Genomic DNA, 25340 nt, shown 5'->3' with positions numbered 1-25340 from the left:
GGACTGACGATAGAGTCGGGCAGAACCCTCATCCGGCCGTCGTCGTATCAGAAAGGTGCGCTCCGATGACCGAGAATCATCAGCTGCCGTCCGAACTGGAAGTGCCCTCCGAGGCCCCCGACCGCAACCTCGCCCTGGAGCTCGTCCGGGTGACCGAGGCGGCCGCGATGGCGGCGGGCCGCTGGGTCGGGCGCGGAGACAAGAACGGGGCGGACGGCGCCGCCGTGCGCGCCATGCGCACCCTCGTCTCCACCGTGTCCATGAACGGCGTCGTCGTGATCGGGGAGGGCGAGAAGGACGAGGCCCCGATGCTCTTCAACGGCGAGCGCGTCGGTGACGGCACCGGCCCGGAGTGCGACATCGCCGTCGACCCGATCGACGGTACGACGCTCACGGCCAAGGGCATGACCAACGCGATCGCCGTGCTCGCGGCCGCCGACCGGGGCACCATGTTCGACCCCTCGGCCGTCTTCTACATGGACAAGCTGGTCACCGGGCCCGAGGCGGCCGACTTCGTCGACATCGACGCGCCGATCTCCGTGAACATCCGCCGGGTGGCCAAGGCCAAGCGGTCCGCGCCGGACGACGTGACCGTGGTCATCCTCGACCGGCCGCGGCACGAAGGAATCATCAAGGAGATCCGCGAGGCCGGAGCACGGATCAAGCTGATCTCCGACGGTGATGTCGCCGGCTCGATCCTGGCGCTGCGGGAGGGCACCGGTGTCGACCTGCTGCTCGGGGTCGGCGGCACGCCCGAGGGCATCATCTCGGCCTGCGCGGTGAAGTGCCTCGGCGGCACGATCCAGGGCAAGTTGTGGCCGAAGGACGACGCGGAGCGCCAGCGGGCGATCGACGCGGGCCACGACCTCGACCGGGTCCTGACGACCGACGACCTGGTGTCCGGGGAGAACGTGTTCTTCGTGGCGACCGGCATCACGGACGGGGAGCTGCTGCGGGGTGTGCGCTACCGCTCGGAGACCGCGACGACCGACTCGATCGTGATGCGGTCGAAGTCGGGAACGGTGCGGCGGATCGATTCGACGCACCGGCTGAGCAAGCTGCGGGCCTACAGCTCGATCGACTTCGAGAAGGCCAAGTAGCTCCGCCGGTCGCGCCCTCGCGGCGCGGCCGTACACGGCGAGGGCGCCCTCTTGTGCGGAGAGGGCGCCCTCGCCATGTCCGTACCGGCGTCAACCGGCGGCGGCTATCGCCCCGTTCGTCCGTGCCGTCTTGTTCAGTTCCAGGTCCCGGCGGCGCCTGCGGGCCAGGACGACCCGGCGTTCGGCCGCGGTCAGGCCGCCCCAGACTCCGTAGGGCTCGGGTTGCAGGAGTGCGTGTTCCCGGCACTCGACCATGACGGGGCAGCGGGCACAGACGCGCTTGGCGGCTTCCTCGCGGGAGAGCCGGGACGCGGTGGGCTCCTTGGAGGGGGCGAAGAACAGCCCGGCCTCGTCGCGCCGGCACACGGCCTCCGTGTGCCACGGGGCGTCCTGATCCCGGTCTCGCACTGGCACCCGCTGGGGCGGAACAGCAGCGACCTGCAGGGACGAATGCGGCGGATGCAGCACGGTCTACTCCTGACGACGGCTTCGCGAGCGAGAGACGATGCAGCAAGGCCTACCCGCTGTGCGCGGGCCTATGCACTGAGTCCCGATCCGCTGGAATTCGCCGCCCACACCGCGCGAGCACAACCGGACCGGCCCCCTCGGGTCATGTCCGGACGTGGTCGAATTCACACCCGTCAACGATCCTGGTGTTTGCGCAAATGATCGTCCACCTTGCGGGCGACATGGTCGGAGACCCGGCCGAGGAGGTCGGCGATCACCTTCCCCCGCTTCGGCCTCGCCTCGATGTTCCCGAGGACGGCGAGGCCGTCCACGTAGACCACCGGGGCGTCGGTCTCGCCCGAATCGAGCGCGTGCACCTCGAAGTTGCCGAGGATGCCGCCGCCGCTGCCACGCAGCGAGACGTTCTCCGGGACGCGGACCTCGACGCTGCCGAAGACCGAAATCGCCTTGATCATCACCTGCCGGTGCTCGAATATCGCCTCGCTGAGGTCGATCTCGACGCTGCCGAATATCGCGTACGCGTGGATGCGCCGGCCGGCCCGGAAGCGGCCCTTGCGCATCGAGGCACTGAAGACGGCCATCAGGCGGTCGTCGGGGTCGAGCGGGATGGCGCCGGGCGTCGGGCGGTTGGGCACGGAGGAGACCGGCGGCACATACGCCGGTGCCGCCCTGCGGGCCGCCTGGCCGGCCGGCAGGTCCCGCACGAAGACGTCCAGCTCGCCCACCGTCCGGGCGGCGAGCACGCCCTCGACCCGCTCGGAGTGCTCCTCGGCGGTGAGGCGGCCCTCGGCGAGGGCGTCGCGCAGGAGGTCGGCGATCCGGTCGCGGTCGGCGTCCGAGGCGCGCAGCTCGGCAGACGGCAACGGCGGTTCCTGGGTGGGGCGCTTCTGAAGGTCCACGACAGCAGATTACCCACTCGCGATAGATCGCGACCAGGGGTGTGGACAACTCCGGGCCGGCGAACTGAGCCTTACCTCACAAGCCCCGCCTCAGCGCCAGGTTCTACGCTGGTGAGCGCTGCCGATGGAGGCCAGCCGCGCCGTCTTGTCGAGCGCCGAGAGCCGAGTGCCGAGTGAGGAATGGGCGACATGCCTGAGTTCGAGTACACCGATCTGCTCCCCATGGGAGAGGACACCACCCCGTACCGGCTGGTGACCTCCGAGGGTGTCTCCACCTTCGAGGCCGACGGGCGCACGTTCCTCAAGGTGGAGCCGGAGGCGCTGCGCAAGCTGGCCGCCGAGGCCATCCACGACATCCAGCACTACCTGCGGCCGGCGCACCTCGCACAGCTCCGCCGGATCATCGACGACCCCGAGGCGTCGGGCAACGACAAGTTCGTCGCCCTGGACCTGCTGAAGAACGCGAACATCGCGGCCGCGGGCGTCCTTCCCATGTGCCAGGACACCGGTACGGCGATCGTCATGGGCAAGCGCGGGCAGAACGTGCTCACCGAGGGCGGGGACGAGAAGGCCCTGTCCCAGGGCATCTACGACGCCTATCTGAACCTGAACCTGCGCTACTCGCAGATGGCTCCGCTCACCATGTGGGAGGAGAAGAACACCGGGTCGAACCTGCCGGCGCAGATCGAGCTGTACGCCACCGACGGCGGCGCCTACAAGTTCCTGTTCATGGCCAAGGGCGGCGGGTCGGCCAACAAGTCGTTCCTGTACCAGGAGACGAAGGCCGTCCTGAACGAGGCCTCCATGATGAAGTTCCTGGAGCAGAAGATCCGTTCGCTGGGCACGGCCGCGTGCCCGCCGTACCACCTCGCGATCGTGGTGGGCGGTACGAGCGCCGAGTACGCGCTGAAGACCGCGAAGTACGCCTCCGCGCACTACCTGGACGAGATCCCGGCCGAGGGCTCGCCGCTCGGACACGGTTTCCGGGACAAGGAGCTGGAGGAGAAGGTCTTCGAGCTGACGCAGAAGATCGGGATCGGCGCGCAGTTCGGCGGCAAGTACTTCTGCCACGACGTGCGGGTCGTCCGGCTGCCGCGGCACGGTGCCTCGTGCCCCGTCGCGATCGCCGTGTCCTGCTCGGCCGACCGGCAGGCCGTCGCGAAGATCACCGCCGAGGGTGTCTTCCTGGAGCAGCTGGAGACGGACCCGGCGCGGTTCCTCCCCGAGACCACGGACGAGCACCTCGACGAGTCGTCGGACGTCGTGCGGATCGACCTCAACCAGCCGATGGACGACATCCTCGCCGAGCTGACCAAGTACCCGGTGAAGACGCGGCTGTCGCTCTCCGGGCCGCTGGTCGTGGCGCGGGACATCGCGCACGCCAAGATCAAGGAACGCCTCGACGCGGGCGAGGAGATGCCGCAGTACCTGAAGGACCACCCGGTGTACTACGCCGGTCCCGCGAAGACCCCGGCGGGCTACGCGTCCGGCTCCTTCGGCCCGACCACGGCCGGCCGCATGGACTCCTACGTCGAGCAGTTCCAGGCGGCGGGCGGCTCCAAGGTGATGCTGGCCAAGGGCAACCGCAGCAAGCAGGTCACGGACGCGTGCGACACGCACGGCGGCTTCTACCTCGGCTCCATCGGTGGTCCCGCCGCCCGTCTCGCCCAGGACTGCATCAAGAAGGTCGAGGTCGTCGAGTACGAGGAGCTCGGTATGGAGGCCGTCTGGAAGATCGAGGTCGAGGACTTCCCGGCGTTCATCGTCGTCGACGACAAGGGCAACGACTTCTTCCAGGACCCGGCGCCGGCGCCGACGTTCACGACCATTCCGGTGCGGGGGCCGGGGCTGGCGTAGCTTCTGCGGGGCGGCGGGCACGGATTCCGCCCCCGCCGCCCCAACCCGTCCCTCCCCAGGGGCTCCGCCCCTTCGACCCCGCCAGGGCGCCGCCCTCCCCCGCACCCCGCTGCGGCCGTGAACGGGCCCGTCCGCAAGCGCCGGACAGGATGAAATGGTGCCGCCGGGCGAACAAGTCGAACGACTTCATCCAGAACCCGGCGCCGCTCGGACTCGACGTTCCCGTCGATCCCGGGGGCCGGGGCCGGGGCCGGCGCCGGCGCAGCGGTAGCGGGTTCGGGGCGGTCGGGGGCGGTTCTCGCCCCCGCCGCCCCCGACCCGTCCCTCCCCAGCCGCGCTGCCCCTTCGACCCCGCCAGGGCGCTGCCGCCCACCCGCGTCCGCTTCGGCCCTGAACGGGCCTCGTCGAACGGTTACGCGAGCTTCTTCACCTGTGCGTCCACGACCTCCGCCGGGAACTCGAAGTCCTTGCCGGACGCGGCCGAGGCCAGGTTCAGGGCGGTGACGTAGCCGACGGTGCCGCCCTCGCGGAAGACGACGACCTTCATCGGGATCTTCGTGCCCTCGGCCTCGCTGAGGAAGGTGAGGGCGATCGCCTCGTCGGCTCCCTCGGGCGCGGGGTCCGTGGAGACCTTGGTGACCTGCTGGGAGGTGCCGTCGGCCGTGACCTCGAAGCCGTCCGCGCAGTCCTTGGCCGAGGTGGCGAGGGACTTCATCACCTTCTGGGCGGCCGAGCCGTCGTAGGAGGTCAGGCGGAGCAGGGTGCGGGTGGCGTCGAGGCCCGAGACGTCACCGCTCTTGGCGGCCTCGGCGGGGTCGATCTTCTTCTGCGTCTCGCGCTGCACGGTCGCGGCCGGCTCGTCGACGACGGAGCCGAGCATGGCGTACGCGACGGGCGCGCACGCGTCGGTGCCCGGCTCGATGTCCTTCCGGTCCACCGTGCCGGTGGGCTCGCTGACCTTGTGGCCCTTCACGTCCCCGTCCTTCAGGACCACCTTCTCCAGGTCCGCGGCGGAGAGGGCCTTACCGCCCGAGTCGCCCTCTCCCCCGCTCCCGCCGGAGTCCGAGCACGCGGCGAGCAGGGTCAGGGACAGGGCGGCGACACCGGCCACGCAGGACCGGCGTATGACAGCACTTCTCAATGCACGTTCCTTCTTCGACACTTCATTCGATATTTCATTCGACATCACGTTCGGCGATCGGCTCATCGCGGCGACCGTACTGCACGTCACCGACATCGGCGTGCGGAATTTCACGCTCACCCTCACGGGGTACGGCCGGGAACACCGGGCCCGGTCCGGACGCTGTACCTGGCATGAGTGACTACCGCGTCGAACACGACTCCATGGGCGAGGTCCGCGTGCCGGCGGACGCCAAGTGGCGGGCCCAGACACAGCGGGCGGTCGAGAACTTCCCGATCTCGGGGCAGCACATCGAGCGCGCCCACATCGAGGCCCTGGCCCGCATCAAGGGCGCCGCCGCGACGGTCAACGCCGAACTGGGCGTGCTCGACAAGGACATCGCCGAGGCCGTCCGGGACGCGGCGGAGGAGGTCGCCGAGGGGCGCTGGGACGAGCACTTCCCGGTGGACGTGTTCCAGACCGGCTCCGGCACCTCGTCGAACATGAACACCAACGAGGTCATCGCCACACTGGCGAGCGAGCGGCTCGGCCGGGACGTGCACCCCAACGACCATGTGAACGCCTCGCAGTCGTCCAACGACGTCTTCCCCTCCTCGATCCACATCGCCGCCACCGCCGCCGTCACCCGTGACCTGATCCCGGCCCTGGAGCATCTGGGCGCCGCCCTGGAGCGCAAGTCCGCGGAATTCTCCGACGTGGTGAAGTCCGGTCGTACGCACCTCATGGACGCGACACCGGTGACTCTCGGCCAGGAGTTCGGCGGGTACGCGGCCCAGGTGCGGTACGGCGTCGAGCGGCTCACGGCCTCGCTCCCCCGGCTCGCCGAACTCCCGCTGGGCGGCACGGCCGTGGGGACCGGCATCAACACGCCCCCCGGGTTCTCCGCCGCCGTCATCGCGGAGGTCGCGCGGGTCACCGGGCTGCCGCTCACCGAGGCGCGGGACCACTTCGAGGCGCAGGGGGCGCGGGACGGGCTCGTCGAGACGTCCGGACAGCTCCGTACGATCGCCGTGTCCCTCACCAAGATCGCCAATGATCTGCGGTGGATGGCGTCGGGGCCGAGGACCGGTCTCGCGGAGATCTCCCTGCCGGACCTCCAGCCCGGGTCCTCGATCATGCCCGGCAAGGTCAACCCGGTGATCCCGGAGGCCGTGCTCATGGTCGCCGCGCAGGTCACGGGCAACGACGTCACGGTCACCACGGCGGGCGCGTCCGGCAACTTCGAGCTGAACGTCATGCTGCCCGTCATCGCCAAGAACGTCCTGGAGTCCGTCCGGCTGCTCGCCAACGTCTCGCGGCTGCTCGCCGACCGGACGGTGGACGGGATCGTCGCCCACCGGGAACGGGCCCGCGAGTACGCGGAGTCCTCGCCGTCGGTGGTCACCCCGCTCAACAAGTACATCGGGTACGAGGAGGCCGCGAAGGTCGCCAAGAGGGCGCTCGCGGAACGGAAGACCATCCGGGAGGCCGTCCTGGAGGGCGGATACGTGGAGCGGGGCGACCTGACCCAGGAACAGCTCGACGAGGCGCTGGATGTCCTGCGGATGACACGGCCGTGACCGTACGGCGAGTTCCGGCCGTCGTGGGTGTCGCGCGGGTAACCGATTCCCGCCAAGGCGTGAACCGTAAGCGGTACCGCAGCGTCATATGCGCATGACACCTAATATCTGCGCATGGGAGACGACGGAGTGGTGAGACGAGTGGAAGCGGGCGGGTCGGCGGCATTCTGGGAGCCGGGGAGTCAGATCCTGTGGCGTTACCGGGAGAACGGCGGCGAACGCTTCCATATCGCGCGCCCCGTCACGGTCGTACGCGACGACGCCGAGTCGCTGGCCGTGTGGCTGGCGCCCGGCACCGAGTGTGTACGGCCGGTGCTGGCCGACGGCACCTCGCTGAACTCCGAGCCGCTCGCGTCGCGTTACAAGAAACCGCGCGGCGTGCGGCACGGCCGCTGGTCCGGCACCGGGGTGCTGAAGCTCGCACGGCCGGGCGAGCCGTGGTCGGTGTGGCTTTTCTGGGAGCAGGGTTGGCGTTTCAAGAACTGGTACGTCAACCTGGAGACGCCACTGGCCCGTTGGGACGGCGGTGTGGACTCCGAGGACCACTTCCTGGACATCTGCGTCTACCCTGACCGGTCCTGGGCCTGGCTCGACGAGGACGAGTTCGCGCAGGCCCAGCAGGACGGCCTGATGGACGCGTCGGCGGCCGAGCGGGTGCGGGAGGCGGGCCGGTCCGCGGTGGAGGTGATCCGCGCGTGGGGCCAGCCGTTCGCGGACGGCTGGCAGCACTGGCGCCCGAATCCGGCATGGGGAGTACCGTCTCTCCCGGACGACTGGGACCGTACGCCCGCGCACTTGTCCTCATGAGACCCTTGATGCGCCCCGGGTCCGCAACCGTAGGATCGTCCTCCGCAAGAGTTCACAGGGGCAACTCCCGCAGTTCGGGCAGGGCTTGACCGTACGTCACCGAGGGGCGGCAAGACGTGATCAAGGGGTACGAGGGTTACACCGGGGCGAGCCGGAGACGGCCCGGTGGACGGGCTGTACTGTCGTTCGCCGTGCCCGCCGGTACCGTGTGTGGCACAGGAACTGCCTCTGACCACGCGGGAATTCCGTTCCCAGGACACGTAATCCGGGTATCGGCCTTTCTGCGGGACGAAGTATCGGGTTTGCGGGACGCACTGCGCACACGACGCGCAGTCCCGGACGGATGGATTCGACACGCGTGACGGAGCACCCCACCTCCCACGAGCGCCCTCAGGGCGGCGCCGGCCCCACGGATCCCCGCGGGGCGCTCCTGCGTACGCAGGAGTCGATGCGTACCGCGCCCGCCGCGGCTTTACCCGCTCAGGCACGCATGGGTGACGCGCCGGCCGAGCCAGGCACCGCGACGTCCTGCGCGAAGGGCGGACAGGCCCCCTCGGAGCACGCCCAGCCGGCGGTCTCCGAGCACTCCCAGCCCGCGGCCGCCGAACCCGACCCCCCACACCGCCCGCGCCCCGCGCCGGAGACCATCCCGGCGCAGCCCGGCGGTGAGGCGGAACGGTCCGGCGGGACCGTCGGCGCTCTGGAGCGGCGCAGCGGGCAGGGAGTGGCGCCGGGCGCCCCCATGCCCATGCGGCGGGACGGCGACCGGCTGCGGTTCGTCGGCGCCGCGACCCGGCGGATCGCCCGGGGCATAGACCTGGACGAGATCGTGATGGGTCTGTGCCGGGCCACCGTGCCGACGTTCTCGGACGCGATCCTCGTGTATCTGCGCGAGCCGCTGCCGGTCGGTGACGAGCGGCCGACCGGGCCCATGGTGCTGCGGCTGCGCCGCACCGACCGGATCCCCGAGGAGCGGGACACCGAGGGCGGCTTCATGCCGTCCGCGCTCCAGCCGGAGCAGCCGGTGGATCTGGCGGTCGTCACGGCCGAGCAGTGCGAGGTACGGCCCGGAGGGGCGCTCGCCGAGGTGCTGCGGGGGGTGCGTCCGGTCTTCGCGGACGCGCCGGCCGCACACGACGCGCTGCCCGAACTGCTGGGCCCGGACGCGGAGCTGACGGTGCCGACCGGCCAGCGGGCGATCCTCGCCCCGCTGCGCGGCCGGCGCCGGGTGATCGGCGCCGCGGTCTTCCTGCGCCGCCCGGAGCGGATGGCGTTCGAGCAGGACGACCTGCTGGTCGCCGCCCAGCTCGCCACGCACAGCGCGCTCGGCATCGACAAGGCCGTGCTGTACGGCCGCGAGGCGTACATCGCCGACGAGCTGCAGCGCACGATGCTGCCGGAGGCGCTGCCGAAGTGCACCGGCGTACGGCTCGCGCACCGGTATCTGCCGGCCGCCGAGACGGCGCGGGTCGGCGGTGACTGGTACGACGCGATTCCCCTGCCGGGGAGCCGGGTCGCGCTGGTCGTGGGTGACGTGATGGGTCATTCGATGACCTCTGCCGCGATCATGGGGCAGCTGCGGACCACCGCGCAGACGCTGGCCGGGCTGGATCTGCCGCCGCAGGAGGTGCTGCACCACCTCGACGAACAGGCCCAGCGGCTCGGTACGGATCGCATGGCGACCTGTCTGTACGCCGTGTACGACCCGGTCTCGCACCGCATCACCATCGCCAACGCGGGCCATCCGCCGCCGGTGCTGCTGCATCTGGGCGGGCGTGCCGAGGTGCTGCGGGTGCCGCCGGGTGCGCCGATCGGCGTGGGCGGCGTGGACTTCGAGGCGGTCGAGCTGGACGCGCCGGCCGGTGGCACGCTGCTGCTGTACACCGACGGGCTCGTGGAGTCCCGGCTCCGGGACGTGTGGACCGGTATAGAGCAGTTGCGGGAGAAGCTGGCCGCGACCGCGCAGCTGACCGGGCCGGACCATCCGCCGCCGCTGGAAGCGCTGTGCGACGAGGTGCTCGACATGCTCGGCCCGGGTGACCGGGACGACGACATCGCGCTGCTCGCCGCGCGGTTCGATGGGATCGCTCCCAGCGATGTCGCGTACTGGTTCCTGGAGCCGGAGGAGATGGCTCCGGGGCGCGCGCGCCGGCTGGCCCGGCACGCTTTGTCCCGTTGGGGCCTGGAGGAGTTGACCGACTCGGTCGAGCTGTTGATCAGCGAGGTCGTGACGAACGCGGTGCGGTACGCGACGCGTCCGGTCACCCTGCGGTTGCTGCGCACCGATGTGCTGCGGTGCGAGGTGACCGACGACGTGCCGCAGCTGCCCCGGCTCCGGCAGGCCCGGGCGACGGACGAGGGGGGCCGTGGGCTCTACCTGGTCAACCGGCTGGCGAAGCGGTGGGGGGCCACGCGGTTGAGTGCGGGGAAGGTCGTGTGGTTCGAGCTCAACCAGGCCTGACACGGAAGACGAAGAGGGGGCGCCCGGTGATCACCGGGCGCCCCCTCTTCGTCGTGCGCTGGTCCCGCGCTAGTCGTCCACCTGTGGATCGTTGGGATCGGGCGGGAACGGGAAGTCACCGTCGTCCGACTGGGTCGCCGACGGGGACTCCTCCGGGCTCGACTCCGGGGGCGACTCCGAGGGCGACTCCGAGGGCGACTCCGAGGCCGTCGGAGGCTCGGAGGACGTCGGGGGCTCGCTGCTGGGGGTCTCGGACGGGGTCTCGCTCGGGGTCACCGAGGGGGTCGCCGACTCGGTGGGCGCGACCGCCGCTCCCTGCTTGGTGTCCAGGTCGAACTTGGTGGGCTTGCCCATGACGCCGAAGGTGTAGGTGGCCCAGATCTGGGCCGGGAAGCCACCGCCGTTGACCCGGGGGACGCCGACGGCGTTGTACATCGAGACGTGCTTGCCGTTCTTGCTCATGTCCTCGCCGAAGAGGCCGACGGAGGTCACGAGGTTCGGGGTGTAGCCGGTGAACCAGGCGGAGCGGTTCTCGTCGGAGGTACCCGTCTTGCCGGCGACCTGCTGGCCGTTGCGGGACGGGTTGTCGCGGACGGAGGTCTTGGCCGTACCGTCGTCGACCACGCCGGTGAGGACCGAGGTGACCGTGTCGGCGGCCTCCTCGCTGATGACCTGATCACCGATCGGATCGGGGAACTCGACCTCGCCGTCCCGGTGCGTGGCCGAGGCGAGGAGGGTCGGGGTGACCTTCTTGCCGTGGTTGTCGAGCGTGGCGTAGATACCGGCCATCTCCAGCGGGCTGGCGCCCATGGAGCCCAGGGTCTGGGCGGGGACGGCCTGCATGCCCTCGGTGTCCATGCCGAGCCTCCCGGCGACCTCCATGACCTTCTCCATGCCCACGTCGACGCCCATCTGCGCGAAGACGGAGTTGATGGACTTGTTCATGGCGGTCTGGACGGTGACGTCGCCGTAGTCGACGTTGTCCTCGTTCGGCGGGTTGAAGCCGACCGCGGTGCCGTCGTCCATCACCTTGTGCCTGCTGTCACCGTCGTAGACGGTGCTGGCGGTGATCGGGTCGCCGTCCTGGGTCTCGGCGTCCTCGTCGACGGCCGCGGCGAGGATGACCGGCTTGAAGGTGGAGGCGGGCTGGTAGTCCCGGCGGGTGGCGTTGTTCGTGAAGTGCTTCACGTAGTCGACGCCGCCGTACATGGCGACGATCTTGCCCGTCTTCGGGTCGACCGAGACCGCGCCGGCCTGGATGTACTTGTCGACCTTGCGCTTCTTGGTGTCGAGCTTGCTGGTGAGGCGCTGCTTGACCGCCTTCTCCAGCGCGGCCTGCTTCTTCGGGTTGATGTTCAGCGTGACGTTCCAGCCGCCCAGGTCGATCTTCGTCTTGGCTTCCTCGAAGTCGGACGCCTTGTCCTCGACCACGAGCTGCTTGGCCAGCTGGTTGTTGGCGGCGTCGACCAGGTAGCCGTTCTGGCCGGCCATGCCGGGGGCGGTCAGGGGCGGCTTCAGCTTGGGCATCTTCATGCCCTCGCGCACCGAGGCCTTCAGCTCCTTCATCTCGACCATGTTGTCCAGGACGTAGTTCCAGCGCGCCGTGACCAGCTTCCTGCCGGTCGGGGTGGCGGTGGCGAGGTCGTACTGGCTGGGGGCCTGCAGCAGCGCGGCGAGGTAGGCGCCCTGCTCGACGCTGAGGTCATTGGCGTCCTCGCGGAAGTACGCCTGCGCGGCGGCCTGGATGCCCCAGGCGCTGCGGCCGTAGAAGCTGGTGTTGATGTAGCCCGCGAGGATGTAGTCCTTGGTCTCGTTGCGCTCCAGCTTCAGGGAGATGACCAGCTCGTTGAGCTTGCGGGTCACCGTCTGGTCGGACGTCAGGTAGTAGTTCTTGACGTACTGCTGGGTGATCGTCGAGCCGCCCTGCTTGCCCTTGCCGGACAAGGTGTTGATCACACCGCGGGCCATGCCCTTGAAGTCGACGCCGGGGTCCGAGTAGAAGGTCTTGTTCTCGGCGGCGACGAAGGTCATCTGCACGTCCTTGGGGACGTCCTTGAGTTCGACGATCTCGCGGTTGGTGTTACCGGTGCGGGCGAAGATCTTGCCGTTGGAGAACTTGTAGACGTTGCTTTCCTGGGTGGCCTGGGGGTTGCCGTCCTTGGGAACGTCGATCGACAGGTAGAGCGCCACGAAGGCACCCATGCCGAGCAGGCAGACGCCGAAGAACGTGCCGAGGATCTTCTTCCAGGTGAAGAGACGGCGCAGGAAGCTCTGCTGCTTCTTCTTCTTGCCGCCGCCCTTGGCCGCCGCCCTGGCCGCCGCCCGGCCGCCGCCCTCGGGCGGGGATATGACGGCCGTCGCCCCCGCTTCGCTCCCGGACGAGCGCTGGGGCGCCGCGCGGCGACCGCCGCGCTGCCGCGCTCGTCTTTCTTCCGCTCGTCCCATGGCTCCGGTCCGCTCCGACTTCTTCTCGGTCTCATACGTCACTCGGGTGTTGTCAGCTCAGCAAGCTAACACCGAGGACTGTGGCAAGAGGGAGTCGGTCCGCTCTGTGGTGGCGTGACAATGCGCACGCGGGCACGCGTGTCGCAGACCTCATCCCACCGGAACGGACGTTTCAACAGGCCGGATGGTTGCCCCACCAGACGCAGGAGTTGGCGCCGACCCCGGTGACAGAACCGTGACAATCGGCTCGGACCTGGGCCCCCTCCACACCCGGTGGCGACCTAAACACGGCAGGTATACGTGCGGTGTATACCCACTGTGTACAGTCGTGCTCATGTCCATCGGTCACACTCTCCTGGGACTCCTGGAGTCCGGGCCCCGACACGGTTACGACCTGAAGCGGGCCTTCGACGAGAAGTTCGGTCACGACCGGCCGCTGCACTACGGCCAGGTCTACTCGACGATGTCGCGCCTGCTGAAGAACGGCCTCGTCGAGGTCGACGGCATCGAGCCCGGCGACGGCCCCGAGCGCAAGCGGTACGCCATCACCGAGGCGGGCATCACGGATGTCCAGCGGTGGCTCGCGACGCCCGAGAAGCCCGAGCCGTATCTGCAGTCGACCCTCTACACGAAGGTCGTCCTCGCCCTGCTCACCGACCGGAACGCGGCCGACATCCTCGACACCCAGCGTTCCGAGCACCTGCGCATGATGCGCATCCTCACCGACCGCAAGCGCAAGGGCGACCTGGCCGATCAGCTGATCTGCGACCACGCCCTGTTCCATCTGGAGGCCGATCTGCGATGGCTGGAGCTGACCGCCGCCCGACTGGGCAAACTGGCCGAGGCGGTGGTCCGCCGATGACCCCCGCCGGCTCCCTGCTCGTGGCGACCGATCTGCGCAAGGCGTACGGGCCGACCAACGCCCTGGACGGCGCCGGGTTCTCCATCCACCCCGGCGAGGTCGTCGCGGTGATGGGCCCGTCCGGCTCCGGCAAGTCGACGCTGCTGCACTGCCTCGCCGGGATCGTGCCGCCCGACTCGGGCTCGATCACGTACAACGGCCGCGAGATGGCCACCATGAACGACACCGAGCGCAGCGCGCTGCGGCGCAGCGAGTTCGGGTTCGTCTTCCAGTTCGGCCAGCTCGTGCCGGAGCTGACGTGTGTGGAGAACGTGGCGCTGCCGCTGCGGCTGAACGGCGGCTCCCGCAAGGAGTCCGAGCGGACCGCCCTCGCCTGGATGGAGCGCCTGGAGGTCGACGACCTCGCCCGCAAGCGTCCCGGTGAGGTCTCCGGCGGTCAGGGCCAGCGGGTCGCCGTGGCGCGTGCGCTGGTCACCAATCCCCGGGTGCTGTTCGCGGACGAGCCCACCGGCGCGCTCGACTCGCTCAACGGCGAGCGCGTGATGGAACTGCTCACCGAGGCCGCCCGGTCGACCAACGCCGCCGTCGTCCTGGTCACGCACGAGGCGCGGGTGGCCGCGTACTCGGACCGCGAGATCGTCGTACGGGACGGGAAGTCGCGGGACATGGAGCGCGTCGTATGAGCGCGACCGTGCGCCAGTGGTACCGGGACCTGGCCATGGGGGTCCGGTTCACCTTCACCGGGGGTCGTGAGGGCTGGGTGCGCGCCCTGCTCACGGGGGTCGGCGTCGGCCTCGGGGTGGCGCTGCTGCTGCTGACCGCGGCGATACCGAACGCGTTGGCGACCCGGGGAGCCCGCGAGGAGGCCCGGCAGGACCGGGGCATCGGCTACCTGGAGAACAACAGCACGTCCAAGCCGACCGACAAGAGTCTGCTCGTCGCCGACACCGACACCGAGTACCGGCACCGCGAGATCAGGGGACGGCTCCTCGAACAGGAGGGCGCGGACGCGCCACCGCCGCCGGGACTGACCGAGTTCCCCGCGCCGGGCAAAATGGTCGTCTCCCCCGCCCTCGCCGCCCTGCTGAAGTCCGACGACGGGGAACTGCTGCGCGACCGGCTGCCCTACGAGACCGTGGGCACCATAGGCGAGACCGGGCTGATCGGCTCGGGTGAACTCGCCTACTACGCCGGTGCCGACGGCCTCGCCGAGCGGCTCGACGACTCGGTGGTGGCCCGCATCGACCAGTTCGGGATGTCCGAGGCCGATCAGACCGAGGAGGAGATGGACCCGGTCCTGCTGCTGCTCACGCTGGTCGTCTTCGTGGTGCTGCTGATGCCGGTCGCCGTCTTCATCGCCACGGCTGTACGGTTCGGCGGCGAACGGCGCGACCGCAGGCTGGCGGCGCTGCGGCTGGTCGGCTCCGACGGCCGGATGACACGCCGGATCGCGGCGGGCGAGGCCCTCGCGGGCGCCGTGCTGGGGCTGGTCTTCGGCACCGTGTTCTTCCTGCTGGGCCGGGAGGTCGCCGGTTCGGTCGAGGTGCTCGACGTCAGCGTGTTCCCGAGCTACCTCGACCCCTCCCCCGGGCTCGCCCTGCTGGTGGCGCTCGCGGTGCCGGCGGCGGCCGTCCTCGTCACCCTGTTCGCGCTGCGCGGTGTCGTCATCGAACCGCTCGGCGTGGTGCGCACGGCCAAGCCCGCGCGCCGCAGGCTCTGGTGGCGGCTGCTGCTGCCGCTCGGCGGTCTCGCCCTGCTCTACCCGATGGTCGGCCAGGGCTCGGAGAACGGGCAGTTCAACGAGTACATGGTGACCGGCGGTGTCGTCCTGCTGCTGTTCGGCATCACCGCGCTGCTGCCGTGGGTCGTCGAGGCGTTCGTCGCCCGGCTGGGCTCCGGCGGCGTCTCCTGGCAACTGGCCGTCCGCAGGCTGCAGCTGAGCAGCGGATCGGCGGCCCGCATGGTCAACGGCATCGCGGTGGCGGTGGCCGGCGCGATCGCCCTGCAGATGCTGTTCGCCGGGGTCGAGAGCAGGTTCACCGAATCAACCGGCAAGGACACCACGCGGGCCCAGATGGAGCTGACCCTGCCCCAGGACCTCCCGGCGCGTGTCGCCGGCGAGGAACTGAAGGGCGCCAAGGGCGCGGCGTCCGTCGCGGCGCTGTCCCACACGACGGTCGCCGACACGGTCGAGGACCCCGAGGAGTTCACGGAGCTGGCCGTCGGCGACTGCGCCGCGCTGCGCGAACTCGCCCGGATCCCCTCGTGCCGCGACGGTGACGTCTTCCTGCTGAGCACCCCGGACGATCCCAGCGCGACGCGGCTCGGCGCCGCCGGGAACACGCTGTACTTCGACCCTTCCTACAGCGGGGAGGAGCCGGGCGCCGGCATCCCCTGGAAGCTGCCGGCCGAGGTGAAGAAGGCGTCCGAGCGCACCGACGCGCTGCGCACGGGCGCGGCGGGGCTGCTGGCCACACCGGGCGCCCTGCCCGCGAAGGCGGAGAAATACCTGTACAGCACCGTCTACGTACGGACCGACCCCAAGGTCCCGGACGCGCTCGACGAGGTGCGCAACGCCGCCGTGGCGGTCGATCCGCTCATCCGGACCTGGGAGTGGACCTCGACCCGGCGGGTGGACCAGTTCGCGGACATCCGCACCGGTCTGCTGGTCGGCGCGTCCGCCGTGCTCGTCCTCATCGGCGCGAGTCTCCTCGTCTCCCAGCTGGAGCAGCTTCGCGAACGCAGGAAGCTGCTGTCGGCGCTGGTCGCCTTCGGTACCCGGCGCCGCACGCTCGGCCTGTCCGTGCTGTGGCAGACGGCGATCCCGATCACCCTGGGCCTCGTCCTCGCCTCGGCGGTCGGGCTGACCCTGGGCGCGGTCCTGCTGAGGATGACGAACGTCCCGGTGGGGGTGGACTGGGCGAGCGTGCTGTCGATGACCGGCATCGGCGCGGGCGTCGTCGTCCTGGTCACGGCGCTGAGCATGCCGCCGTTGCTGCGGATGATGCGGCCGGAGGGGCTGCGTACGGAGTAGGCCGGTGCCGCGGTGGCCCCGCGGCACCGCCACACTGGACCCCGTCAGCCGCCCGCCCGGGAGTGAGGACGCCATGTCGCTCGACACCTTGAGGTCCGCGATTCCGGAGTACGCGAAGGATCTGCGCCGGAACCTGGATTCCGTCCTCGGCGACTCCGGGCTGTCGGTGCAGCGGCTGTGGGGGACCGTGCTGGCCACGGCGATCGCCTCGCGCTCGGCGCGGGTGCTGCGCGAGCTGGCCCCGGAGGCGAGGGCACGGCTGTCGCCCGAGGCGTACACCGCGGCGAAGTCGGCCGCGGCGACGATGGCGTTGAGCAACGTCTTCTTCCGGACGCGGCATCTGCTCTCCGACCACGCGTACGGCGATCTGCGGACGGGGCTGCGGATGAATGTCATCGGCGATCCCGGGGTGGACCGGGTCGACTACGAGCTGTGGGCGTTCGCCGTGTCCGCGGTCAACGCGTGCGGGGCGTGTCTGGACTCGCACGAGCAGGCGCTCCGCCGGGCGGGGGTCGGGCGGGAGACGGTGCAGGAGGCGTTCCGGATCGCCGCGGTGATCCAGGCGGTCGGGGTCACGTTGGAGGCGGAGGCGGTTCTCTCCGAGTAGGTGCGGGTCTCTCCGAGCAGGTGCGGGTGGGGTGACCGGCTTGGCATCGCCTACGGAGCGGCTGCGGACCCGTCGGGGCTGGTCGCGCAGTTCCTCGCGCCCCTGAAGGGGCCTGCGGCCCTTCAGAAAATCGGTCGCGGGCCCGTTTAGTCCCCTGGGAACATCCCTCCCATGGCCTCCCTCTCCCCCCTCTCCCCCCTCTCCCCCCACTCCTCCCGCGCCTTCGACGACCTCGTCGCCGAAGCCGATGCCGTGCCCACCGACGGGTGGGACTTCTCGTGGTTCGAGGGGCGGGCCACGGAGGCCCGGCCGTCGTGGGGGTATGCGCGGGCGATGGGTGAGCGGCTGGGGCGGGCCTCGGCGGCGCTGGACATCGACACCGGGGGCGGCGAGGTGCTCGCCTCCGCTTCCCGGTTCCCGGCGGTGACCGTGGCCACGGAGGGGTGGCCGCCGAACGTCGCCAAGGCCACCGCGCGCTTGCGTCCGCGGGGCGCGGTGGTGGTGGCCGTGCCGCAGGGCGCGCCGCTGCCGTTCGCGGACGGGGCGTTCGACCTGGTCACCAGCAGGCATCCGGTGCGTCCGCCCTGGTCGGAGATCGCCCGGGTCCTCGAACCCGGTGGCACGTACTTCGCGCAGCACGTGGGGCCGAGCAGTGTCTTCGAGCTGGTCGAGCACTTCACCGGGCCGCTGCCCGAGGAGACCCGGCGCGGCCGCCACCCGGACGACGAGCGCGCCGACGCCGAGGCGGCCGGGCTGGAGATCGTGGACCTGCGGGCCGAGCGGCTCCGGATGGAGTTCCACGACATCGGCGCGGTCGTGCACTTCCTGAAGAAGGTCGTCTGGATGGTGCCCGGCTTCACCGTCGAGGCGTATCTCCCGCAGCTCCGCACCCTGCACGAGCGGATCGAGCGTGAGGGTCCCTTCGTCGCGCACAGCGCCCGCCACCTCTTCGAGGCGCGCAAGCCGGCCGTGTGAGGCGCCCGCTCAGGCGTGCGGTCCGACCGTGACCTTCCCGATCGCCAACTCGGCCCGCGCCTGCAGCACTTCGCCCACCCGCTCGACCCGCTCCCCCAACTCCCGCTCCTGCCGCGCGTCCAGCCGCCCGAGCGGCTCCACCGTCACCGTCGTACGCCGTCCCTGGCGCCGCTGGTGCCAGACGCCCGCGACCACACCGTCCACCAGCAGCAGCGGGTAGTTGCCCGCCTGCCCGCGCGCGAGGGCCCGTTCGTACGCCGCCCCGGGGAACAGCCGCTCGCGGGGCTGCGCGGCGATGCCGTACGCGTCGAAGTAGGGCAGCAGCCGTACGCCCCGCAGGACAGCGGCGGGGTCCTCGGGGAAGCCGGTGTCGCCCGCCGCCACCCAGGCGGGCTCCCCCTCGAAGTCGACCGGCTCGATCTCGCCGGAGGCGGCCAGTGAGGCGAAGAGCCGGTCGGACCAGGCACCGGGGGCCGCCGCCCACCGCGCGAAGTGGCGCGGGGAGGCGGGGCCGTAGGCGCGCAGGTAGTGCCGTACGAGCGTGGGCAGGCCGTCCTCCGGGGAGGCCAGGGGGGCGAAGTGCGGTGGCCGGGTGTAGGTCGCCCGGCGGTCGCGGTCGGGGGCGAAGCACAGGGCGCCGGACTGGCCCGCGCGGTGCAGCACCTGGCGCCAGCGGGGCCACAGGCCCTGGAAGGCGGGCATGACGAGGTCCCCGGCCCAGGGTCCGGTGCGCGCGACGACCTCCTCGCCCAGCTCCTCGACGGTCAGCGTGCTCCCTTCGAGGGCGGCGCCGATGGCGGCCACGACCTGCTCGGCCCGCTCCTCCCCGAGGCGTACGTCCGGGGCGAACGGGCTCGTTCCGGCCGGGATCGCGGTGAGCGCGGCCGTCCACAGGGGCAGCTCGGCGGTGGGCAGCAGATGCACGGTGCCGCGCGGCCCGAACGTCTTCACCAGTGTCCGGTCCTCCCACAGCGCGGCCCGTACGTCCGCCCGTGTGCTCCCTGCCGTGCGCAGACCCAGCGACAGTTCTGCCGCCGACAGCACCTGTGCGTGGGCACCCAGCATCGCCCCCGCCACCTCGGCGACCGGCGTACCGGCCGGCGCGGGCGCCCTCAGGAACAGCCGCTCCGTCCGCCGCGCACTCGCCTGCTCCCAGGTGACCGATCCGACCGATCCGACCGATCCGACCGGCGCGACCGACCTGACCTGTCTGACCTGCCTGACCTGCTCGTTCTTCGAGGTCCGCGTGGCCTTCATACGGGGGCACCCCCAGCGCTCGTCGCCGTCATGGGACCGAGGCTAGGCCCGATGGAGGTCAGATCCTGACCTAGATCGAGGTGTCCACATCGTTATCGCCCGCGGCTTGGATTCTCCGACTCCACTCACGTAGGTTCAGACCAAGGGAATTCGCGTGAGCAAAGCTGCGCGGTACGGCGTCGCGCGGTGGAGGGGGCTGCGCGAAGCCGTGCGCCCGACCTTCACCGTCAAGCGCGCGTTCCGCTCGCGCTTCACCCGTACGGGGGCGCCGGGCCGCTTCTCCCCGGAAGCCGCACAACATCGCGCAAGCCTCACATTCCCGCCGAGGTTTCGCCTTTTCTCCTTCGAATCCGCCGGGATCCGGCCATGATCACCCCTCGATCACACCCTGAATGAACGCTTCCGCATTCACCGTCACGCTGTCGTCCGGCTCCGGAGAGTAGTTGTGGAGCGCCGATGCACGCAGCATCACTCACGAAGGGTTATGGTGGAAACCCCCCCTCGGGCCGGTCCGTCTCCCCCCCACGGACCGGCCCGTTTTTTCTGCCCGCACGACCGCCCTCCCGCGGGAGCGAGCGGCAGGCCGGCGCCCCCGCGCACCGCACCGGGCCGCCCCCAAGTCCCCCGCCCCCGGGCCTCCCAAGGCCTCCGGCACCGGTAGGCTTCGGCTCTCCAAGGGGACCGCACCGCACCGGAGGGGCTGGAACACGTGAACCTGCGCGACACACTGCGCGGCCTGTTGGTCAAGGTCTACGCACGCAGGGTCGAGGGTCACCTCGACCACGCCCAGGTGCCCGAGCACATCGGCGTGATCGTGGACGGCAGCCGGCGCTGGGCGAAGGCGGCGGGCTCCACCACGATGCAGGGCCACCAGGCCGGCGCCCACAAGATCGAGGAATTCCTCGGCTGGTGCACCGAGACGGACGTGAAGGTCGTCACCCTCTGGCTGCTCTCCACCGACAACTTCAACCGCCCCAAGGAAGAGCTGGTCCCGCTCCTCGGCATCATCGAGGACACCGTCCGCTCCCTCGCCGCCGACGGCCGCTGGCGGGTCCACCACGTGGGGGCGCTGGATCTGCTGTCCCCCGGGATGCAGAGCGCGCTCAAGGAGGCCGAGGAATCCACCTCGGACGTCGACGGAATACTGGTCAACGTCGCGATCGGGTACGGCGGCCGCCAGGAGATCGCCGACGCGGTGCGCTCGATGCTCCTGGAGGCCCAGGACAAGGGCACCTCGATGGAGGAGCTCGCCGAGTCCGTCGACATCGACATGATCGGCAGGCACCTCTACACCGTCGACCAGCCCGATCCGGACCTGGTGATCCGTACGAGCGGCGAGCAGCGGCTGTCCGGATTCATGCTCTGGCAGACCGCGCACTCGGAGTACTACTTCTGCGACGTCTTCTGGCCGGCCTTCCGGAAGGTCGACTTTTTGCGTGCCCTGCGCGACTACGCGGTGCGTGGCCGTCGTTTCGGAGGCTGAAACTCCGTATTGCGGATGAGGTGCGCATCAGTGCGTCCGGGACAGAAGTAACGAGGAGTTCACCGGGACGCCGTCGTACCGCTTGGCATGGCGGCGCATGTTCGAGGGCATAAGCCAGTCAGGTCGACACCCGAACCACGGGTGTCGGATCTCAGCGGGCGGCTCGGGGCCGTCCGCCCGGGAGGCCCTTTGCACCAGCCCGATCGTGCGGTCACAGCACGGACGAAGCAGCGGAGGGCCGGTTTTCGGCCCGTGCAACGGCGCCGTCGACCGGCCCAGTTCGAACCCGTCGCTCCCCGACCTCATCCGAGGGGGTACGTCCTTCCGTGGTGACCAGCACAAAGCGCCGTATGCCAGACCGGCGCACCTACGTCCTCGACACCAGCGTCCTGCTGGCCGACCCGAACGCCCTGAGCCGCTTCGACGAGCACGAAGTCGTGCTGCCGATCGTCGTGGTGACGGAGCTGGAGGCCAAGAGGCACCACCCCGAACTCGGCTACTTCGCCCGGCAGGCCCTGCGCCTGCTCGACGAGTTCCGGGTCCGGCACGGCCGCCTCGACGCCCCCATTCCGATCGGGGAGCTCGGCGGGACCGTGAGGGTCGAGCTCAACCACTCGGATCCCAGTGTGCTGCCGAGCGGCTACCGCCTGGGGGACAACGACTCCCGCATCCTCGCGGTGGCCCGCAATCTGCAGGCCGAGGGCTTCGACGTCACCGTGGTGTCGAAAGACCTCCCGCTCAGGATCAAGGCGTCCTCCGTGGGGCTCCTCGCCGAGGAGTACCGCGCGGAGCTGGCCATCACGGACGCCTCCGGGTGGACCGGGATGTCCGAGCTGACCCTGGCCGGCGAACAGGTCGACATCCTCTTCGAGGAAGGATCGATCCACGTTCCCGAGGCGAGCACGCTGCCCGTGCACACCGGTCTGACGATCCAGTCGGAACGCGGCAAGGCACTGGGCCGGGTGACGCCCGACGGCAACATCCGCCTCGTGCGGGGCGACCGGGAGGCGTTCGGCATCAAGGGCCGCAGCGCGGAGCAGCGCATCGCGCTGGATCTGCTGCTCGACCCGGACGTGGGCATCCTGTCGATGGGCGGCCGGGCCGGCACCGGCAAGTCCGCGCTCGCGCTGTGCGCGGGCCTGGAGGCCGTGCTGGAGCGGCGGCAGCACCAGAAGGTGATGGTCTTCCGGCCGCTGTACGCGGTGGGCGGGCAGGAACTCGGCTATCTGCCCGGCTCCGAGTCCGAGAAGATGAGCCCCTGGGCGCAGGCGGTCTTCGACACGCTGTCCGCGGTCACCAGCCGCGAGGTCATCGAGGAGGTCACCGCACGCGGGATGCTGGAGGTCCTGCCGCTCACGCACATCCGCGGCCGTTCGCTGCACGACGCGTTCGTGATCGTGGACGAGGCGCAGTCGCTGGAGCGGAACGTCCTGCTGACCGTGCTGTCCCGGATCGGCGCGAACTCCCGTGTCGTCCTGACCCATGACGTGGCCCAGCGCGACAACCTGCGCGTCGGCCGCTACGACGGTGTCGTCGCCGTGGTCGAGAAGCTGAAGGGCCACCCGCTCTTCGCCCACGTCACGTTGACGAGGTCCGAACGGTCCCAGATCGCGGCCCTTGTGACCGAAATGCTGGAGGACGGGCAGATTTAACCCCGACCTTCCGGAATCAGTCCCAACCCCAGGGCGCCGCCCGGCAAAAGGCTCAGCAGCCTAGCCGGGCGGCGCCTTGGCGCGTGCGGCTTTCCGTGAATCTCCGGCGTCAAACGAGGTGTGAGCTTTCACACTCACCACTGAATTGCCTCGCGGTGTCGGGTTACGGCAGAGTCTCATTTCTGTCAGGCCCCGCATACGACACACCTGTACCCCCAGCGGTATGGCACCACAGCAACACCAGGTCAACTCCATAGCCTTCGTCGTATGCCGCCCGAGCACCTCGCGGCGCTCCTCGCAAGGGAGTTGTCCACCGGGCCCGCGCCTCCGTGACCCCGTAGTTGGAGGCCAGCGAACAGGGGCACGATTGCGTCCGCCAGGGTCACCGAGGCGGGCGATGCTGGAAGGAAACCGTGTGAGCCGGATTTCGGTCCGGGGATTCGCAGTGGCTTCGGCCACCGCGGTCACCGCAGTCGGCAGTGTCGTCGGAGTTGCCTCGGGCAGCACCGCCCAGACGACGACTGACGACGCCGAGGCGGTCGCGAACGACACCACGTTGCTCGCCGACATACCTGTGGGCCAGCAGGCCCAGGTGCAGACCGCGTCCCTGACAGCTCAGGCCGACGCCCAGGCCGTCGCCGCCGACGCGAGCGCCCGCAAGGACGCCGAGGCGACCGCCCGTAAGAAGGCGGCCCAGGACGCGATCGACAAGCAGCAGGCGGCGGAGAAGGCCGAGCAGGAGCGCAAGGCGAAGGAAGCTGCGGCGGCCGACGTCAAGGCCAAGTCCGCAGCCGCCGGTTCGCTCGGTGACATCCCCACGCAGAGCTCGTACACCGTCGCCGAGATCCAGGCGATGGCGAAGGCCGTCGTGGCCAGCGACCAGTGGACGTGCTTCAGCAACATCGTGAACCACGAGTCCACCTGGAACTACAAGGCCGTCAACCCCTCCTCGGGCGCGTACGGACTCTTCCAGGCGCTGCCCGGTTCCAAGATGTCGTCCGTCGGTTCCGACTGGCAGACCAACCCGGCCACCCAGATCAAGTGGGGCCTGAACTACATGGAATCGCGCTACGGCAGCCCGTGCGAAGCCTGGACGTTTTGGCAGGCGAACAACTGGTACTAGGCCTCCAGGCCGTCGAGGGCTTGACCGCCCGCCGCTCAACCTTGCGAAGCCCTCCACCGTCCTTTGGTGGAGGGCTTCGGCCATGTACGGTCGATGCGCCGAGCGGGATCACGGCCTCCGGGAGGAGTGATGACCAGCAAAGATGACGGGGGAAGAGGGCGAATGATGTCACGGGTTCCCGGGTGGCTCGGCCGAGTCGGCACCGGGTTGAGCGGGTGGGCCGACCGGCTGGAGCGGCGCCGGGCGGAGATCGAGTCGGAGACCGAGGGCCCGGACGGCGGCAGGGACGCCCCGGCCGGGCGACGACGCGACAGCGGGGCGGACGGAGGCGGCGACAGCGGCCTCGGCTCCGGTGCGGGGCCTGCCTCTGACGCGGGGTCCGAGTCCGGTACGGCCAAGGCGGTTGCCGGCGCCCGGAGTGCGGAGGAGTCCGGGAGCGGGGACGCGGTCGAAGACGGCTCAGGCGGTGCGGGCGGTCCGGCGGACTCCCCCGGCGGTGCCCGGGGACGGACGGCCGCCCCGGTCCTCCACGCCCGCCCCGATCCCGCGTCGGCGGTGCCCTGGGGCATGCGGGTGGCGGCCGAGGCCGGCTGGCGGCTGCTCGTGCTCGCGGGCACCGTCTGGGTGTTGATGCGGGTCATCAGCTCCGTACGGCTGCTGGTGCTCTCGTTCACCGCCGCCGTGCTCATCACCGCCGTGCTCCAGCCGGCCGTGGCACGGCTGACCCGGCACGGTGTACCGCGCGGCCTCGCCACCGCCCTGACCGCCGCCCTCGGCTTCGTCGTCATGGGACTGATCGGCTGGTTCGTCACCTGGCAGGTCATGGAGAACATCGACGACCTCTCCGACCAGATCCAGGACGGCATCGACGAACTGCAGCGCTGGCTCCTCGACAGCCCGTTCCATGTCACCGAGAACCAGATCAACGACATCGCCAAGAACCTCCGTGACGCGATCAGCGACAACACGGACACGATCACCTCGGCGGGCCTGGAGGGCGTGACCGTCATCGTCGAGGCGCTCACCGGCATCCTCCTGACGATGTTCTCCACGCTCTTTCTCCTCTACGACGGCAAGCGGATCTGGCAGTGGAGCCTGAAGCTGGTGCCGGCGGCGGCCCGGCCGGGTGTCGCCGACGCGGGACCGCGCGCCTGGCGGACGCTGACGGCGTACGTGCGCGGCACGGTGGTGGTGGCGCTGATCGACGCGATCTTCATCGGCCTCGGGATCTACTTCCTCGACGTGCCGATGGCGGTCCCGCTGGCCGTGTTCATCTTCCTGTTCTCCTTCATCCCGCTGGTGGGTGCCGTCGTCTCGGGCGCGCTCGCGGTGGTCGTGGCGCTGGTGACGCAGGGCGTCTTCACGGCCGTCATGACGCTGGTCGTCGTACTCGCCGTCCAGCAGATCGAGGGGCACGTCCTCCAGCCGTTCATCCTCGGACGGGCCGTACGGGTGCACCCCCTGGCCGTCGTCCTGGCGGTCGCCGCCGGGGGCATGATCGCGGGTATCGGGGGCGCGGTGGTGGCTGTGCCGCTGGTCGCGGTCACGAACACGGTGGTGGGGTCGTTGCGGGCCTACGCCGACGAACACGGGGGCGGGGGTTAGCCGTT

20 protein-coding genes are annotated in these 25340 nt (G+C 70.4%); 15 read left to right on the top strand and 5 right to left on the bottom strand.

Going from position 1 to position 25340, the window contains the following annotated elements; translation table 11 throughout:
- Window positions 1-65 precede the first annotated feature (65 nt).
- Window positions 66-1100 (top strand): class II fructose-bisphosphatase, encoded by a 1035-nt coding sequence (gene glpX / locus ACWCRJ_RS13845; protein ID WP_005480703.1) that lies wholly within the window; start codon window positions 66-68, stop codon window positions 1098-1100.
- Window positions 1101-1190: 90 nt separating this feature from the next.
- Here glpX and ACWCRJ_RS13840 read toward each other — a convergent pair whose 3' ends face one another.
- Entirely contained in the window at window positions 1191-1568 is a 378-nt protein-coding gene (locus ACWCRJ_RS13840; RefSeq protein WP_078907616.1) for a WhiB family transcriptional regulator, read from the bottom strand.
- 173 nt (window positions 1569-1741) lie between these two features.
- The gene (locus tag ACWCRJ_RS13835; protein ID WP_005480707.1) at window positions 1742-2467 is read right to left on the bottom strand and encodes a DUF1707 SHOCT-like domain-containing protein; all 726 of its coding nucleotides are present in this window, start codon (window positions 2465-2467) and stop codon (window positions 1742-1744) included.
- A gap of 189 nt (window positions 2468-2656) precedes the next feature.
- Between ACWCRJ_RS13835 and ACWCRJ_RS13830 the strand changes: the two genes are divergently transcribed.
- Window positions 2657-4324: a fumarate hydratase gene (locus ACWCRJ_RS13830; protein ID WP_450939492.1), complete on the top strand. Its 1668-nt coding sequence runs from the start codon at window positions 2657-2659 to the stop codon at window positions 4322-4324.
- Window positions 4325-4736: 412 nt separating this feature from the next.
- Here ACWCRJ_RS13830 and ACWCRJ_RS13825 read toward each other — a convergent pair whose 3' ends face one another.
- On the bottom strand, window positions 4737-5465 hold the full coding sequence (locus ACWCRJ_RS13825; protein WP_450939491.1) for a hypothetical protein: 729 nt from the start codon (window positions 5463-5465) through the stop codon (window positions 4737-4739).
- Here ACWCRJ_RS13825 and ACWCRJ_RS13820 point away from each other — a divergent pair.
- From ACWCRJ_RS13820 to ACWCRJ_RS13805, 4 genes are all read left to right on the top strand, one after another.
- Window positions 5449-5646 (top strand): hypothetical protein, encoded by a 198-nt coding sequence (locus ACWCRJ_RS13820; protein WP_450939490.1) that lies wholly within the window; start codon window positions 5449-5451, stop codon window positions 5644-5646. The genes ACWCRJ_RS13825 and ACWCRJ_RS13820 overlap by 17 nt on opposite strands.
- Window positions 5639-7024, top strand: a complete 1386-nt coding sequence (locus ACWCRJ_RS13815) for a class II fumarate hydratase (RefSeq protein WP_450939489.1) — start codon at window positions 5639-5641, stop codon at window positions 7022-7024. The genes ACWCRJ_RS13820 and ACWCRJ_RS13815 overlap by 8 nt, the downstream gene beginning before the upstream one ends.
- Window positions 7025-7138: 114 nt before the next feature.
- Window positions 7139-7831: a cytidylyl-2-hydroxypropylphosphonate hydrolase gene (fomD, locus tag ACWCRJ_RS13810; protein WP_450939488.1), complete on the top strand. Its 693-nt coding sequence runs from the start codon at window positions 7139-7141 to the stop codon at window positions 7829-7831.
- Between the two features lie 343 nt (window positions 7832-8174).
- Complete coding sequence (locus ACWCRJ_RS13805) at window positions 8175-10292, top strand: SpoIIE family protein phosphatase (RefSeq protein ID WP_450939487.1); 2118 nt, start codon at window positions 8175-8177, stop codon at window positions 10290-10292.
- Between the two features lie 69 nt (window positions 10293-10361).
- Here ACWCRJ_RS13805 and ACWCRJ_RS13800 read toward each other — a convergent pair whose 3' ends face one another.
- Window positions 10362-12737 carry a transglycosylase domain-containing protein gene (locus ACWCRJ_RS13800; RefSeq protein WP_450939600.1) on the bottom strand — a complete coding sequence of 792 codons (2376 nt, stop codon included), beginning with the start codon at window positions 12735-12737 and terminating at the stop codon, window positions 10362-10364.
- A 334-nt stretch (window positions 12738-13071) separates the two neighbouring features.
- Between ACWCRJ_RS13800 and ACWCRJ_RS13795 the strand changes: the two genes are divergently transcribed.
- The 5 genes from ACWCRJ_RS13795 to ACWCRJ_RS13775 all read left to right on the top strand — a co-directional run bounded on the left by ACWCRJ_RS13795 (window position 13072) and on the right by ACWCRJ_RS13775 (window position 18215).
- The gene (locus tag ACWCRJ_RS13795; RefSeq protein WP_450939486.1) at window positions 13072-13599 is read left to right on the top strand and encodes a PadR family transcriptional regulator; all 528 of its coding nucleotides are present in this window, start codon (window positions 13072-13074) and stop codon (window positions 13597-13599) included.
- The gene (locus ACWCRJ_RS13790; protein WP_450939485.1) at window positions 13596-14282 is read left to right on the top strand and encodes an ABC transporter ATP-binding protein; all 687 of its coding nucleotides are present in this window, start codon (window positions 13596-13598) and stop codon (window positions 14280-14282) included. The genes ACWCRJ_RS13795 and ACWCRJ_RS13790 overlap by 4 nt, the downstream gene beginning before the upstream one ends.
- The gene (locus tag ACWCRJ_RS13785) at window positions 14279-16633 is read left to right on the top strand and encodes an ABC transporter permease (RefSeq protein WP_450939484.1); all 2355 of its coding nucleotides are present in this window, start codon (window positions 14279-14281) and stop codon (window positions 16631-16633) included. The genes ACWCRJ_RS13790 and ACWCRJ_RS13785 overlap by 4 nt, the downstream gene beginning before the upstream one ends.
- Before the next feature lie 73 nt (window positions 16634-16706).
- Window positions 16707-17240 carry a carboxymuconolactone decarboxylase family protein gene (locus ACWCRJ_RS13780; RefSeq protein WP_450939483.1) on the top strand — a complete coding sequence of 178 codons (534 nt, stop codon included), beginning with the start codon at window positions 16707-16709 and terminating at the stop codon, window positions 17238-17240.
- Window positions 17241-17411: 171 nt separating this feature from the next.
- A complete protein-coding gene (locus tag ACWCRJ_RS13775) occupies window positions 17412-18215 on the top strand; it encodes a class I SAM-dependent methyltransferase (protein WP_450939482.1) in 804 nt (267 codons plus the stop codon).
- Between the two features lie 9 nt (window positions 18216-18224).
- Here the strand turns inward: ACWCRJ_RS13775 and ACWCRJ_RS13770 are convergent, their stop codons facing one another.
- Window positions 18225-19472 carry a winged helix DNA-binding domain-containing protein gene (locus tag ACWCRJ_RS13770; RefSeq protein WP_450939481.1) on the bottom strand — a complete coding sequence of 416 codons (1248 nt, stop codon included), beginning with the start codon at window positions 19470-19472 and terminating at the stop codon, window positions 18225-18227.
- Window positions 19473-20181: 709 nt separating this feature from the next.
- Between ACWCRJ_RS13770 and ACWCRJ_RS13765 the strand changes: the two genes are divergently transcribed.
- The 4 genes from ACWCRJ_RS13765 (at window position 20182) to ACWCRJ_RS13750 (ending at window position 25335) form a co-directional block, all read left to right on the top strand.
- Entirely contained in the window at window positions 20182-20955 is a 774-nt protein-coding gene (locus tag ACWCRJ_RS13765) for an isoprenyl transferase (protein WP_334659526.1), read from the top strand.
- Between the two features lie 326 nt (window positions 20956-21281).
- A complete protein-coding gene (locus ACWCRJ_RS13760; protein ID WP_037727319.1) occupies window positions 21282-22607 on the top strand; it encodes a PhoH family protein in 1326 nt (441 codons plus the stop codon).
- Window positions 22608-23004: 397 nt separating this feature from the next.
- Window positions 23005-23730: an aggregation-promoting factor C-terminal-like domain-containing protein gene (locus ACWCRJ_RS13755; RefSeq protein WP_450939480.1), complete on the top strand. Its 726-nt coding sequence runs from the start codon at window positions 23005-23007 to the stop codon at window positions 23728-23730.
- A 165-nt stretch (window positions 23731-23895) separates the two neighbouring features.
- On the top strand, window positions 23896-25335 hold the full coding sequence (locus ACWCRJ_RS13750; RefSeq protein ID WP_450939479.1) for an AI-2E family transporter: 1440 nt from the start codon (window positions 23896-23898) through the stop codon (window positions 25333-25335).
- Window positions 25336-25340 lie beyond the last annotated feature (5 nt).

This window comes from Streptomyces sp. NPDC002324 (assembly GCF_053593335.1).
Note: the sequence above shows the minus strand (reverse complement) of the source record. Positions and strands in the feature narration are given on the sequence as shown.